At 64.8% G+C, this 12,151-nt stretch carries 12 protein-coding genes; 8 read left to right on the forward strand and 4 right to left on the reverse strand.

The genetic code is table 11. The features are described 5' to 3' along the window. Positions 1–95: 95 nt before the first annotated feature. The 5 genes from ACTU6V_RS06140 to ACTU6V_RS06160 all read left to right on the forward strand — a co-directional run bounded on the left by ACTU6V_RS06140 (position 96) and on the right by ACTU6V_RS06160 (position 5,462). Positions 96–1,157, forward strand: a complete 1,062-nt coding sequence (locus tag ACTU6V_RS06140) for a substrate-binding domain-containing protein (RefSeq protein WP_443475210.1) — start codon at positions 96–98, stop codon at positions 1,155–1,157. An 82-nt stretch (positions 1,158–1,239) separates the two neighbouring features. Further along, positions 1,240–2,793 (forward strand): sugar ABC transporter ATP-binding protein, encoded by a 1,554-nt coding sequence (locus ACTU6V_RS06145; RefSeq protein ID WP_443475211.1) that lies wholly within the window; start codon positions 1,240–1,242, stop codon positions 2,791–2,793. Further along, positions 2,790–3,824: an ABC transporter permease gene (locus tag ACTU6V_RS06150; protein ID WP_443475212.1), complete on the forward strand. Its 1,035-nt coding sequence runs from the start codon at positions 2,790–2,792 to the stop codon at positions 3,822–3,824. The genes ACTU6V_RS06145 and ACTU6V_RS06150 overlap by 4 nt, the downstream gene beginning before the upstream one ends. 14 nt (positions 3,825–3,838) lie before the next feature. Continuing rightward, positions 3,839–4,897: an ABC transporter permease gene (locus tag ACTU6V_RS06155; RefSeq protein WP_443475213.1), complete on the forward strand. Its 1,059-nt coding sequence runs from the start codon at positions 3,839–3,841 to the stop codon at positions 4,895–4,897. A gap of 1 nt (position 4,898) precedes the next feature. Next, entirely contained in the window at positions 4,899–5,462 is a 564-nt protein-coding gene (locus ACTU6V_RS06160) for an SIS domain-containing protein (RefSeq protein WP_443475214.1), read from the forward strand. Positions 5,463–5,466: 4 nt separating this feature from the next. On the opposite strand, the gene ACTU6V_RS06165 is transcribed toward ACTU6V_RS06160, so the two are convergent. Genes ACTU6V_RS06165 through ACTU6V_RS06180 form a run of 4 tightly spaced genes read right to left on the reverse strand, consistent with a single transcriptional unit; the run spans position 5,467 to position 9,488 of the window. Further along, positions 5,467–6,480, reverse strand: a complete 1,014-nt coding sequence (locus tag ACTU6V_RS06165) for a tagatose 1,6-diphosphate aldolase (protein WP_443475215.1) — start codon at positions 6,478–6,480, stop codon at positions 5,467–5,469. Further along, positions 6,473–8,179, reverse strand: coding sequence for a dihydroxyacetone kinase family protein (locus ACTU6V_RS06170; protein WP_443475216.1), 1,707 nt, complete (start codon positions 8,177–8,179; stop codon positions 6,473–6,475). Before ACTU6V_RS06170 ends, ACTU6V_RS06165 begins: the two co-directional genes overlap by 8 nt. After that, entirely contained in the window at positions 8,176–9,006 is an 831-nt protein-coding gene (locus ACTU6V_RS06175; RefSeq protein ID WP_443475217.1) for a triose-phosphate isomerase family protein, read from the reverse strand. Before ACTU6V_RS06175 ends, ACTU6V_RS06170 begins: the two co-directional genes overlap by 4 nt. Then, positions 9,000–9,488 (reverse strand): ribose-5-phosphate isomerase, encoded by a 489-nt coding sequence (locus ACTU6V_RS06180; RefSeq protein WP_443475218.1) that lies wholly within the window; start codon positions 9,486–9,488, stop codon positions 9,000–9,002. The genes ACTU6V_RS06175 and ACTU6V_RS06180 overlap by 7 nt, the downstream gene beginning before the upstream one ends. A 324-nt stretch (positions 9,489–9,812) precedes the next feature. Here ACTU6V_RS06180 and rplM point away from each other — a divergent pair, with 324 nt between their 5' ends. The 3 genes from rplM to glmM are packed head-to-tail and all read left to right on the forward strand — an operon-like array spanning position 9,813 to position 12,141. Then, positions 9,813–10,259 (forward strand): 50S ribosomal protein L13, encoded by a 447-nt coding sequence (gene rplM / locus ACTU6V_RS06185; protein ID WP_417510404.1) that lies wholly within the window; start codon positions 9,813–9,815, stop codon positions 10,257–10,259. Positions 10,260–10,285: 26 nt separating this feature from the next. After that, positions 10,286–10,768 (forward strand): 30S ribosomal protein S9, encoded by a 483-nt coding sequence (rpsI, locus tag ACTU6V_RS06190; RefSeq protein ID WP_443467449.1) that lies wholly within the window; start codon positions 10,286–10,288, stop codon positions 10,766–10,768. Between the two features lie 14 nt (positions 10,769–10,782). Continuing rightward, a complete protein-coding gene (gene glmM, locus ACTU6V_RS06195) occupies positions 10,783–12,141 on the forward strand; it encodes a phosphoglucosamine mutase (protein ID WP_443475219.1) in 1,359 nt (452 codons plus the stop codon). Positions 12,142–12,151: the final 10 nt, after the last annotated feature.

Genomic DNA, 12,151 nt, shown 5'->3' on the forward strand with positions numbered 1-12,151 from the left:
GCATTGTGATATAAATTGTGCAAACCGGTGAATGTACTGTTAACAACACATGCACGGTCTTTACCCTTCACCTTCTATCCGTTCAAAGGAGAACCATGCGCAAGTCCTTCACGCGCCGTTCGGCTGCATTCACAGGACTGGCCCTCGTGGCTGGTTTCGCTCTCGCTGGTTGTGGCTCAGTCGGCGACACCGGCGGTTCCGATGCCGATGCCGGCGCCGGCGCTGACGGAAAGTACGACATCGTCCTCGTCTCCAAGGTCGAGGGCATCTCATGGTTCGAGGCCATGAACGAAGGCGTCGTGCAGTTCAACGAGGATTACACCGACCAGGTGAACGCTCGTCAGACCGGCCCCGACACGGGTGACCCCGCCAAGCAGGTGCAGATCGTCGAAGACCTCATCGCGCAGGGCGTCGACGCCATCGTGGTCGTCCCCAACGACCCGCAGTCGATCGCACCGGTCCTCAAGAAGGCGCGCGATGCGGGCATCGTCGTTGTGACTCACGAGGCACCTGCCCTGGTCGAGACGGAGAGCATCGACTACGACGTCGAGTCCTTCGACAACGTCGTCTTCGGTGAGGGCCTTGCAGAGAACCTCGCTGAGCAGATGGGTGGCGAAGGCCAGTTCATCGGCATGGTCGGCTCGCTCACCAGTGAGACGCACATGGCCTGGTACAACGCTGCCGTCGACTACTTCGCGGAGAACTACCCCGACATCGACGTCGTCGCAGACCAGCCCTACGAGGATGACAACGACGACGCCAAGGCACGCGCCAACGCTGAGGAGATCGTTCGCGCGTACCCCGAGCTGAAGGGCTACATCGGAACGTCGGTCTCGGCCGGCTCGAACTTCGCCCAGATCCTGAAGGAGAAGAACCTCGATGGCGTCAGCACCTCGGTGCTGAGCCTGCCCTCGGTCGCAGGCCCGTACCTCGAAGAGGGATGGCTCGGCTACGCGCAGACGTGGAGCCCGGGATCGGCCGGCTACGTTGCGAGCCTCGTCGCGCTCAACGTGCTCGAGGGCAAGGAGATCGCCACGGGTGACGACTTCGCTCAGGAAGGCTACGAGAGCGTGGTCGTCGACGGCAAGCTCATCACCGGCGACGCCATCATGAAGATCGAGAAGGGCACGTTCGCTCCGGGCGACTACCCGTTCTGAACCCCTTGAAAGTCCGGGCCACGATCAGAGTGACCGTGGCCCGGACTTTCCGCCATACTCACCCAGCAAGGAAGGCTGCCGTATGGGCACCCCATTACTCGTCGCCGAAGACATCTCGATCTCCTTCGGAGGCATCCGCGCCCTGAAGGGCGTCGATCTCACCGTCGAAGAGGGACAGATCGTCTGTCTCGCGGGTGAGAACGGCTGCGGAAAATCGACGCTCGTCAAGATCGTCTCGGGTGTCTACACGCCGAGCACGGGGACGATTTCCATCGGCGGCGACTCGTTCAATGCGCTCAAGCCGCGGCAGGCGATCGCCGAAGGCGTGCAGGTCATCTACCAGGACCTCTCGCTGTTCGACCACCTCTCGGTGGCGGAGAACATCGCGATCAACCGTCTCATCCACGATGGGTCCGTACTCAGCAATCGTGCCGAGGTGCAGCGCATCGCGGCGGAGCAGCTCGAGCGGATCGGCATCGACCTCGATCTGGATGCTCCGGTGTCCGAGCTCTCCGTGGCCAACAAGCAGATCGTGGCGATCTGCCGGGCGCTGAGCATGGATGCCCGCATCCTGTTCATGGATGAGCCGACGACCGCGCTGACGACGAACGAGGTCAAGCGCCTGCTTGCGATCGTGCTCGATCTGAAGAAGCGTGGAATGGCAGTGGTCTTCATCAGCCACAAGCTCGACGAGGTGTTCGAGATCGCCGATAAGATCACCATCTTCCGAGATGGCAGCAAGGTCGGCGACTTCACCGCGAGCGAGCTCGACGAGGTCAGCCTCAGCTTCCACATGACGGGGCGAGAGATCGTCTACAACCGTTATCACCGCACCCGCACCGAAGACCAGCCTCTGCTGGAGGTGCGCGAGCTCTCCAGAGCCGACAACTACGAAGACATCAGCTTCACGGTGCGCCCCGGCGACATCCTCGGCCTCACCGGACTTCTCGGTGCGGGACGCACCGAGATCGCGCTGTCGCTGTTCGGCCTCAATCGACCAGACAGCGGCACCATCCTCATCGACGGTAAGACCGCGGCGATCACCAACCCGTGGGACGCACTGGATTACGGCATCGCCCTCCTCCCAGAGGACCGCAAAACCCAAGGGCTGTTCGGACAGCAGTCCGTCAAGACGAACATCACCTCCACCATGCTCGACCGACTGCTCACGCCGATGCGCATGATCAGCGGTCGCAAGGAAGACGCGCTCGCGACCGAGCTCGTCCACAGCATGAACGTGAACAACAAGGACATCTCCGTCCTCGTCGACAACCTCTCGGGCGGAAACCAGCAGAAGGTCGTCCTCGGCAAGTGGATCGGCACCGAGCCGCGCATCCTGATCCTCGACAGTCCGACCGTCGGCATCGACATCGGCTCCAAGTCCGAGATTTACGCCAAGATCCACGACCTCGCCGCAGACGGCATCGGCATCATTTTCATCTCAGATGAGCCCGAGGAGATCGTCGCGAACTGCAACCGCGTGCTCGTCATGCACGAGGGATCGATGATCACCTCTCTGGAGGAGGAAGACCTCCGCGCCGACGGGATCAAGGAGCGACTGGCCGAGATCATCAGCGATCCGGACAGCTTCGCGGGCACGAACTCCGGCGCTCGGGTACAGGGAGAACAAGCATGAGAAAGCGCACGCCCTTCCAGAAGGTCATGCACCGCCGGTCGACGACCATGGAGCGCTATCTGCTCTGCATCATCGTCGCCTACATCGCGATCGTGTCGATCCGGAACCCGTTGTTCTTTAGCCTCGAGACGCTGTTCGACATGACCCGCAGCTCTTCTGTGGTCATGCTGTTCGCCCTCGGCATCCTCGTCGTGCTCATCTCCGGCGGCATCGACGTCTCGTTCACCGCGATAGCGGTGGTGGCGGGCTATTCGAGCGTGATCCTGATGAATGCGTTCGGGATAGACAACATCCTGTTCGTCCTTCTCGCAGCTATGGTCATCGGTGCCCTGCTCGGCAGCGTCAACGCGCTGCTGATCCATCTGTTCGAGCTGCCGACTCTGATCGTGACGCTGGGAACGGCGAGCCTGTTCCACGGTCTGATGGCCGTGACGATCGGAACCAAGGCCTTCCCGACCGCCGAGATGCCGCAGTCGCTGATCGAGTTCGGAACGTTCAACCTCTTCACGATCGAGGGGGCGACCTCGCAGTACGGTCTGTCGATCTTCGTGCCGATCGTCGTCATCGTGTTCGCGCTGACGTACTTCCTGCTCTATCGCACGATGCTCGGCCGCTCGATCTTCGCGATCGGCAGTAACCCCGAGTCGGCATCTCGCATCGGCATCAACATCTTCGGCACGAAGTGGTTCGTCTACGCATTCTCCGGACTGCTGTCGGGCCTTGCAGGAGTGATGTCGTTCAGCGAGGTCAAGTACGTGAACCCGGTGTCGCTGATCGGCACGGAGCTCATCGTGATCGCCGCCGCAGTGATCGGCGGAGTCAAGCTCACCGGTGGGCAGGGAACGCTCCTGGGTGTCTTCCTCGGTGTGTTCGTGATGCAGCTCTTCCAGAAGACGCTGGTCTTCCTCGGGCTGGATTCGTCGTGGAACAACCTGTTCTTCGGCGCTGTGCTGCTCTTCAGCCTGGGCCTGATGTATTACCGGCAACGAGTGGCCGACCGTCGTGCGCTCATATTCGCGGATTACGCGTGAGGAAGGTAGATCCGATGAATCGAATCATCAAGAGCGTCTCTCGCGAGCGCGAACTCACCGTACTGATCGTGATGATCCTCATCACGGCGATCTTCGTGGCAGTGGTCGCCGGCAGCCGGTTCTACTCGCCGGGCAACTTCCAGTCGATGGCCGTGCAGGTCAGCGAATTCGGCTTCCTCGCACTGGCCATGGGCCTTGCGATGCTGACCGGCGGTATCGACCTCTCGATCGTCGCCGCAGCCACGCTGTCGGGCATCGTCGGCGCCACCGTTCTCTCGGGTGCGATCATCCCGATCGAAGCGGGCAACGGCGGCATGCTGATCGGCATCGCCATCGTGGCGACTCTGGTCACCGCACTGCTGTGCGGACTGCTCAACGGTTTCCTGATCGCGAAGCTCTCCGTGCCCCCGATCCTGGCCACTCTTGCCACGATGATCCTGTTCTCCGGAATCGGAATGGTCATCACCAAGGGGCAGAGCGTCGCGGTGCTCGTCCCCGGTTTCTCGCAGCTGAGTGTCGTGACCGTGGCGGGCATCCCACTGATGTTCGTCGTCATGCTCCTCGGCTTCATCGCACTGGGATTCTTCCTGCGGTACTCGAGGCAGGGTCGGCGCATCTACCTCTTCGGTGAGAACAGCGTCGCGCTGAAGTTCTCCGGGGTGAAGACCGAGCGCACGATTCTGCTCACCTACGCGGTAGTCGGGCTGCTGGTCGGGTTCGCTGCGCTCGTGATGATCGCGCGCGTGAACTCGGCACGCGTCGGGTTCGGCGAGTCATACCTGCTGCAGGCGATCCTGGTCGTGGTGCTCGCGGGGTTCAACCCCTACGGCGGGCGCGGGCGCGTGGTCAGCATTCTTCTGGCTCTCGTGCTGCTGCAGTTCCTGCAGAGCGCGTTCACGATGATGGCGTTCACGCCCTTCGCGAAGAACATGGTCTGGGGTGGGATGCTCCTGTTCGTCATGGTGATCAACTTCACGGTGGCGAGACTGAAGTTCGGCGGTTCTCCGAAGCCTCCGAGGCCGGCATCCACTGAGACCGAGAACCTGCTCGTGACGACCGGAGTGCCGAAGTAGCATGGCGCGCTCGTTCTCTGCACTCGCTGCGGCGGTCGCCGATGAGCTCGGTGCCGTCATGCAGCGTGTCGACGAGCATGAGGTGCAGGATCTCCTGGAACGACTGCTCGCCGCACAGCGCGTCGTGCTCGTCGGGGTGGGGCGAGAAGGCTTGACCGCGCGCGGGTTCGCCATGCGGCTCGCGCATGCGGGCCTTGACGCGCACTGGGTCTGGGACGACACGACGCCTCCCGTGGGGGCGGGAGATCTCGTCGTGGCTGTCTCAGGCTCGGGCCGCATCCCGCATATCGAGGCGGTCATGTCGAACGCGCGCGACGCAGGAGCCGCGACGGTCGTCGTCACGGCGGCTCCGGACGGCATCACCGCCGCCGCGGCGGATGCTCGGGTCTTCGTCCCCGCCACCGCGTATCTCGCATCCGGAGATCTCGTGGCATCGATTCAGCCCATGGGCAGTCTGTTCGAGCAGTCGGTGTTCGTGCTCTTCGACAGCCTGATCCTGATGCTGATGGCCGAGCGGGATCTGAACTTCTCAGACCTCGCCGCCCGTCACCGCAACATCGAGTAGACCCTCACCAGGTTTCGTACCAGCCCTCCGGCATCGCCTGCGACGCCTGCGCGACGGAGACAGCCGGGTGGAACGGTCGTGCGTGCGCACGGGTGATCTCGCGCAGTCGATCGAGCTTCGCGACCGCCGGGGCGATGCCTGACTCTCGCGCATGCGCGTCACGCGAGACCGCATCACGCCAGACGGATCGGCCCGCCATATAACCGGATGCTCCGGCCTGCGCTGCGATCTCGAGCTGGAGGGCGAAGTCGTCGAAGCCGACACCGGCCGAGAGCAGCACCCACGGCACGGAGATCGCTGCGTCGACGCGCTGACATGCATCGATCGCCCGGTCGATCTGCTCCGGAGAGTCCACGGCCCCAGGGAACTCGACCTTGAGCAGATCGGCACCGTACTGCGACGCCTCACCGGCGGCGGCGATGATCCCCTCGACGCGGTCGTGCTGCCATTGCGCATCTCGCGCGTCTTCACCTGCAACGGGATACCAGATCGGCTCGACCACGAGCGGAAGACTGACTGCATCGCACTCGGCCTGGACCCGCACGAGCAGCTCCCGTTGCCGCTGGGCGACGTCCTGGTCGAGGTCAGGGCGGTAGAACCAGAGTAGCTTGGCCATTCCGGCGCCTGCCCGCACGATCTTCTGCGCGTCCCAGCCGGAGCGCATCGATGAGACCCGCGGACTCGACGGTGCCGCGTACGTCTCTTCCTCGACGGCGAGGATGATTCCGGTCTCGCGCGGAACGACGCCCGCGGCGACCGACTGCAGACCGTACTGCGCGTCGAGCAGCACGGCGGAGGCGTGCGGGGCGAGAGCGGCGATCAGCTCGGACTTCGCCTGAACGATCTCGGCCATCGGCACAGCCGTCGGGTCGGGGTCGAGCAGCTTCGCGAAGTCGGCCAGATGATCGACTGCACAGACCTCGAAGAAGCCCGCTTCGCTGGTGACCTGCTGCATGCCGCGGTACTTGCCGGGATCGATGCGGCGGGTGCGGTCAGCCGCGACCAGTGCCTCAACCATGTGCAGCGATTCGCGTCACGATCATCGCGAACGATGTCGCACCGGCGTCGGCGGTGCCGATGCTCTGCGCGGCGAGCGGGCGCGCGCGACCGAGCTTCGGGCTCAGCTGCGCCGTCGCTTCGGCAGCGCGCGTGGCGTCTGCTGCGGCGTCGGCGAGGGCGCTGCCGAGAGGTGCCCCGGCCTCGACCCGTTCGGTGAGCGTGGAGACGAAGGGTTCCATGGCATCGACCATGGTCTTGTCTCCCACGGTCGCCTTACCCAGTCGCACGATCGTGTCGCGGAACGCGCGAGCGGCAGCGGTCACCGCTGCGGCATCCGGGGTGTTCTCGTCCCCGAGCGCGAGGCCGAGTGAGCGCAGAGCCGAGCCCCAGAGCACCCCGGAGGTGCCGCCGGCGTTCTCCGCCCAGGCGTCTCCGGCGTGCGCGATACTCGAGCCGAGCCCTGCGCCGGCCTCGACAGCCTGAGCCGCGGCAGCGGTCGCCGCTTCGACTCCGCGCACCATTCCCCGGCCGTGGTCGCCGTCGCCGGCGACCGCATCGATGCGGCCGAGTTCCGACTCGGCAGAGCGGAGCAGTTCTTCGATATCGCCGAACAGAGCCAGTGCCCGTTCAGCGGCGTCCTTCGAACTCGCGGTCGCTTCGGCGAACGAGGCGTCGTCCTCGACGGTCTCGTCGGCGATGTCTGCACTGGTCGCTCCGCCCAGCGGAGCACCCTTGCGGAACGCCGAGGTCTCGCAGGGGGCATTCCACAGCGGCTCGAGCTCGTCGTCGAGCCAGAGCAGGGTGAGCGAGACTCCAGACATGTCGAGGCTCGTGATGAGCTCTCCGACCTCTGGCTCGACGCAGGTCAGGCCCTCAGCCTCGAGCAGCGCGCTGACCTCTGCCCACAGCAGGTAGAGCTCTTCCCACTTGGTTCGTCCGAGTCCATTGACCAGCGGGGCGACTCGGCCGTTGTGGCCGGCAGGGGCTTCCGCGAGAAGGCGGTCAACGAGAATCTTGGCGATCTCCTTGGCGGTGCCCAGAGGGGCGTCCTCGATTCCGGGTTCGCCGTGCACGCCGAGCCCGATGGACATGTGGCCCTCTGGCACGGTGAAGAGCTTGTCGTCTGCACCGGGGAACGTGCAGCCGTCGAAAGCGATGCCGATCGTGAAGGTGCGGTCGTTGACGAGAGTTCCGACACGGACGACCTCGTCGAGGTCCGCGCCGGTCTCCGCTGCGGCGGAGAGCATCTTGAAGACCACGAAGTCACCGGCGATCCCGCGCCGCTTCACGCGCTCGCTGGCGGGAGCGCTTGCGACGTCATCGGTGACGATCACGGTGCGGGCGCTGATTCCCTCGGCTTCGAGCTGTTCAGCGGCGATGCCGAAGTTCATCACGTCTCCGGCGTAGTTGCCGTAGCTGAACACGATGCCCTTGCCGGAGTGGGCGCGCTTCGCGACGGAGTACGCGTAGGAGGCCGAAGGGGAGGTGAAGATGTTGCCGACGACGGCGCCGTCAGCGAATCCCTGGCCGACGTAGCCGGTGAAGGCCGGATAGTGCCCACTGCCTCCGCCGACGATGACCGCGACCTTGGGCTCGGCGGCACGCCCCGCGCGCACGATCCCGCCCGGCACGCGCCGCACGTACTGCGGGTACAGCTTGACGTAGCCCTCGAGAGAGTCTTCTGCGAACTCGGCCGGGTCGTTGACGATCTTTGTCACGTTGCACTCCCTTGAGCGGTGGTTTCCGAGATGCCGCCTGCGCGGGCGGCGAGGTCGTCGAGGATCGCACGCAGGTCTTCGACATCGTGTGCGCCTCGTCCGACGAACAGCCCGTCGACGGTCTGGGGGAGGGCCGCGAACTGACCGCGACCGGCGGATCCGCCGTAGATGATGGATGCTGCGCCCAGGCGGGGATCCGCATCGCAGGCGCCGCGGAGCGCTGCGGTGACGACCTCGATGTGCTGTGCGGATGCCGGCTGCGCCGCACCGATGGCCCAGACGGGTTCGTAGGCGACGATGACTTCGGTGGGTTCCTCGAGATCCGCGACCGCAGACTGCAACAGGCGCACGCACTCTGCCGCGGCATCCGCCGGGCTGCCTTCGGATGCTTCGCCCACGCAGAGAACCGGGACGAGGCTGTTTCGCACGGCGGCTGTCATCTTCGCGCGCACGATCTCTTCATCCTCGTGGAACAGGCTGCGCCGCTCGGCGTGCCCGACCTCGACGAAGCGGCAGCCGAGCTGTGTGAGCGTTATGCCGCTGGTCTCTCCGGTGAAGGCGCCGGCGTCAGCGACGGCGAGATCCTGTGCGCCGATGGCGACAGGGGAATCGGCGAGGATCGTCGCCACGGACTCGAGCGCCGCTGTGGTCGGCAGAACCCAGAGCCGGACGGTGCCCTGCAGGGTGGCAGGGTGCGACTGCGCGAGGGCGCGGACCTGCTGCGCCCACTCGCGGGTGCGCGGGAGATCGAAATACATCTTCAGCCCGATGCCGAGTTGGAGCGGTCGGGGGCGAATAACAGCCTCGTCGGGCGTGGAACTCAACATGTTGCGATGTGATCTTCGTCGTCAGCGATGGTTTCGTATGCGGTGATCAGCTCCACCTTGGCGGCGGAGTTCGAGCCGGAGTCGAACGTGTAGGTGAGCCACTCGCGAGCCAGGCGGCGTGCGAGCTCGATTCCGATCACCCGTTGCCCCATGGCCAGCACCTGGGCGTTGTTGCTGAGCACTGCGCGCTCTACTGAGAAGCTATCGTGCGCGGTGACGGCGCGCACGCCCTGCACCTTGTTGGCGGCGATCGCCACACCCAGGCCCGTGCCGCAGATGAGCAGGGCACGATCGGCCAGACCGTCTCTGATCATCTCGGCGGCGGCGACGGCGATGGTGGGGTAAGGGGTGGCGCCCGCGGCATCCACGCCGACGTCGACGACGGACTCGACGAGATCGCTCGCTTCGAGGTCCGCCTTGATGGTCTCCTTGTACTGGTACCCGGCGTCGTCTGCTCCGACGACAAGGCGAAGTTTCTTCATTGCTGCTCCCTCGAGTCCGTTCTCCATCGTACCAACTTTGTGATTTTCAATGTTACAGAACGATTCAAACATCACACTAATCATCCGATATCACGAAAAGAAGTAACATCGGGAGTGAGGGCGGCTGAGGGTGCCATAGGTGCGCGCATTTGCCTGGGTGACACGCGATGCCGTAGGCTATCTCCTTGGTGCCCTACTGCTGGGCACACGAACGTGAGCCCTCCACTGGCGTGTTCCGCTTCACAAGCTCAGCGAGCTTCGAAGAGAACCACCCCGGAGTGGGATTCACGAACCTCTCCGTTCGAACAAGAAAGCAGCACTATTGTGACGCGCACATACACCCCGAAGGCCGCGACAATCCAGCGTGACTGGGTCGTCATCGACGCCAACGACGTCGTTCTCGGCCGCCTGGCATCCCACGCTGCAGCGCTCCTGCGCGGCAAGCACAAGCCGACCTTCGCCAACCACGTCGACACCGGCGACTTCGTCGTCATCATCAACGCCGACAAGGTTGCCCTGACCGGCCAGAAGCTTCAGAAGAAGATGGCTTACCGCCACTCCGGCTACCCGGGTGGTCTGTCGAAGGTCTCCTATGAGGAGCTCCTCGAGAAGAACCCCGTCCGCGCTGTCGAGAAGGCCGTCCGCGGCATGCTCCCCAAGAACAGCCTGGGCCGTCAGCAGCTGTCGAAGCTCAAGGTGTACGTCGGTGCCGAGCACCCGCACGCCGCGCAGCAGCCCCAGCCGTACACCCTCGACCAGGTCGCCCAGTAAGCGCCGTAACGACTAAGGACATACTCGTGGCTGACATCGAATCCACCGAAACTCCGCAGAACTACTCGACCTCGAGCCCTGAGGCCGCGGCAACCGAGACGGCTCCCCGTCCGGTTCTCAACGTCCCCGGCGCTGCCGTCGGTCGTCGCAAGCAGGCCATCGCCCGCGTGCGTCTGATCCCGGGCTCTGGCACCATCACGGTCAACGGCCGGACTCTCGAGGACTACTTCCCGAACAAGCTGCACCAGCAGCTGATCAACGACCCGTTCAAGGTGCTGAACCTCGAGGGTGCGTACGACGTCATCGCGCGCATCTCGGGTGGCGGCGACTCGGGCCAGGCCGGCGCACTGCGTCTCGGCATCGCCCGCTCGCTGAACGGCATCGACGTCGAGAACAACCGTGCAACGCTCAAGAAGGCCGGCTTCCTCTCTCGTGACGCTCGCGTCATCGAGCGCAAGAAGGCTGGTCTGAAGAAGGCCCGCAAGGCGCCTCAGTACTCGAAGCGCTAAGGATCACCACTCCGATGCCGCTTTTCGGCACGGACGGCGTGCGAGGGCTTGCCAATGGCATCCTCACCGCCGATCTGGCGCTCACCCTGGCCCAGGCGACTGCTGTCGTCCTGGGCCAGGGCCGCACTGCAGAGGCTCGCAAGGGCGAGGGCAAGCGACTGTCCGCAGTCGTCGCCCGCGACCCGCGCATCTCCGGTGAATTCCTCGTGGCCGCCGTCTCGGCAGGCCTCGCAGCATCCGGCGTCGACGTTCTCGACGCGGGTGTCATTCCCACTCCGGCCCTGGCGTTCCTCGTCGGCGACCACGACGCCGACTTCGGCGTCATGGTGTCCGCGTCGCACAACCCCGCACCGGACAACGGAATCAAGATCTTCGCCCGCGGCGGCGTGAAGCTCCCCGATGAGGTCGAGCAGCGCATCGAGGCCGCGATGGCGGGGGAGATGCTTCTCCCCACCGGCTCTGGCGTCGGGCGCATCCAGCGCTTCTCCGACGCAGAAGACCGTTACAAGCTGCACCTGCTGGGCTCGCTCCCGCACTCGCTCGACGGCATCCACGTGGTGCTCGACTGTGCGCACGGCGCGGCATCCGGCGTCTCACCCGAGACCTTCAAGGCCGCCGGCGCGACCGTGACGGTCATGGGCGCCGAGCCCGACGGAATCAACATCAACGACGGCGTCGGCTCCACGCACCTCGACAACCTCGCTGAGGCCGTCGTGCGTCTGGGCGCGGACATCGGCATCGCCCACGACGGTGACGCAGACCGCTGCCTCGCCGTGGACGCTGACGGCCGCATCATCGACGGCGACCGCATCATGGCGATCCTCGCGGTGGCTATGAAAGAGCGCGGTCACCTCACCAAAGACACGCTCGTCGCAACCGTGATGAGCAACCTCGGCCTGCACCGCGCGATGGAAGAGCACGGCATCGCCGTGCGCCAGACTGCTGTCGGCGACCGCTACGTGCTCGAAGACATGAATGCAGGCGGCTTCGCGCTGGGCGGTGAGCAGTCCGGGCACGTCATCATGAGCGAGTTCGCGACGACCGGTGACGGTGTGCTGACTGGCCTTCACCTGGTCGCCGAGATGGCGCACAAGAAGAAGACCCTCGCTGAGCTCGCGAACGTGATGACGGTGTACCCGCAGGTGCTCATTAACGTGCGCGGAGTCGACAGAGAACGCTGCGCAGATGATGAGGGCGTGCAGAGCGCCGTCGCCGCCATCGAGGCCGAGCTCGGCGATTCAGGACGAGTGCTGCTGCGCAAGTCCGGAACCGAACAGCTCGTGCGCGTGATGGTCGAGGCGGCGGATGCTGAATCCGCACAGTCCTACGCCGACCGGCTTGCCGCGGTCGTCAAGGAGCGCCTCGCGCTGTAGCGCGTGCTAG

This window comes from Microbacterium zouquanmingi (genome assembly GCF_052266675.1).
Lineage (GTDB): Bacteria > Actinomycetota > Actinomycetes > Actinomycetales > Microbacteriaceae > Microbacterium.

What these genes read in the sequence shown, in the direction of transcription:
- ACTU6V_RS06140 (WP_443475210.1), top strand. Translation starts at nt 96, where the DNA reads ATGCGCAAGTCCTTCACGCGCCGTTCGGCTGCATTCACAGGACTGGCC.
- ACTU6V_RS06145 (WP_443475211.1), top strand. Translation starts at nt 1,240, where the DNA reads ATGGGCACCCCATTACTCGTCGCCGAAGACATCTCGATCTCCTTCGGA.
- ACTU6V_RS06150 (WP_443475212.1), top strand. Translation starts at nt 2,790, where the DNA reads ATGAGAAAGCGCACGCCCTTCCAGAAGGTCATGCACCGCCGGTCGACG.
- ACTU6V_RS06155 (WP_443475213.1), top strand. Translation starts at nt 3,839, where the DNA reads ATGAATCGAATCATCAAGAGCGTCTCTCGCGAGCGCGAACTCACCGTA.
- ACTU6V_RS06160 (WP_443475214.1), top strand. Translation starts at nt 4,899, where the DNA reads ATGGCGCGCTCGTTCTCTGCACTCGCTGCGGCGGTCGCCGATGAGCTC.
- ACTU6V_RS06165 (WP_443475215.1), bottom strand. Translation starts at nt 6,480, where the DNA reads ATGGTTGAGGCACTGGTCGCGGCTGACCGCACCCGCCGCATCGATCCC.
- ACTU6V_RS06175 (WP_443475217.1), bottom strand. Translation starts at nt 9,006, where the DNA reads ATGTTGAGTTCCACGCCCGACGAGGCTGTTATTCGCCCCCGACCGCTC.
- ACTU6V_RS06180 (WP_443475218.1), bottom strand. Translation starts at nt 9,488, where the DNA reads ATGAAGAAACTTCGCCTTGTCGTCGGAGCAGACGACGCCGGGTACCAG.
- glmM (WP_443475219.1), top strand. Translation starts at nt 10,783, where the DNA reads ATGCCGCTTTTCGGCACGGACGGCGTGCGAGGGCTTGCCAATGGCATC.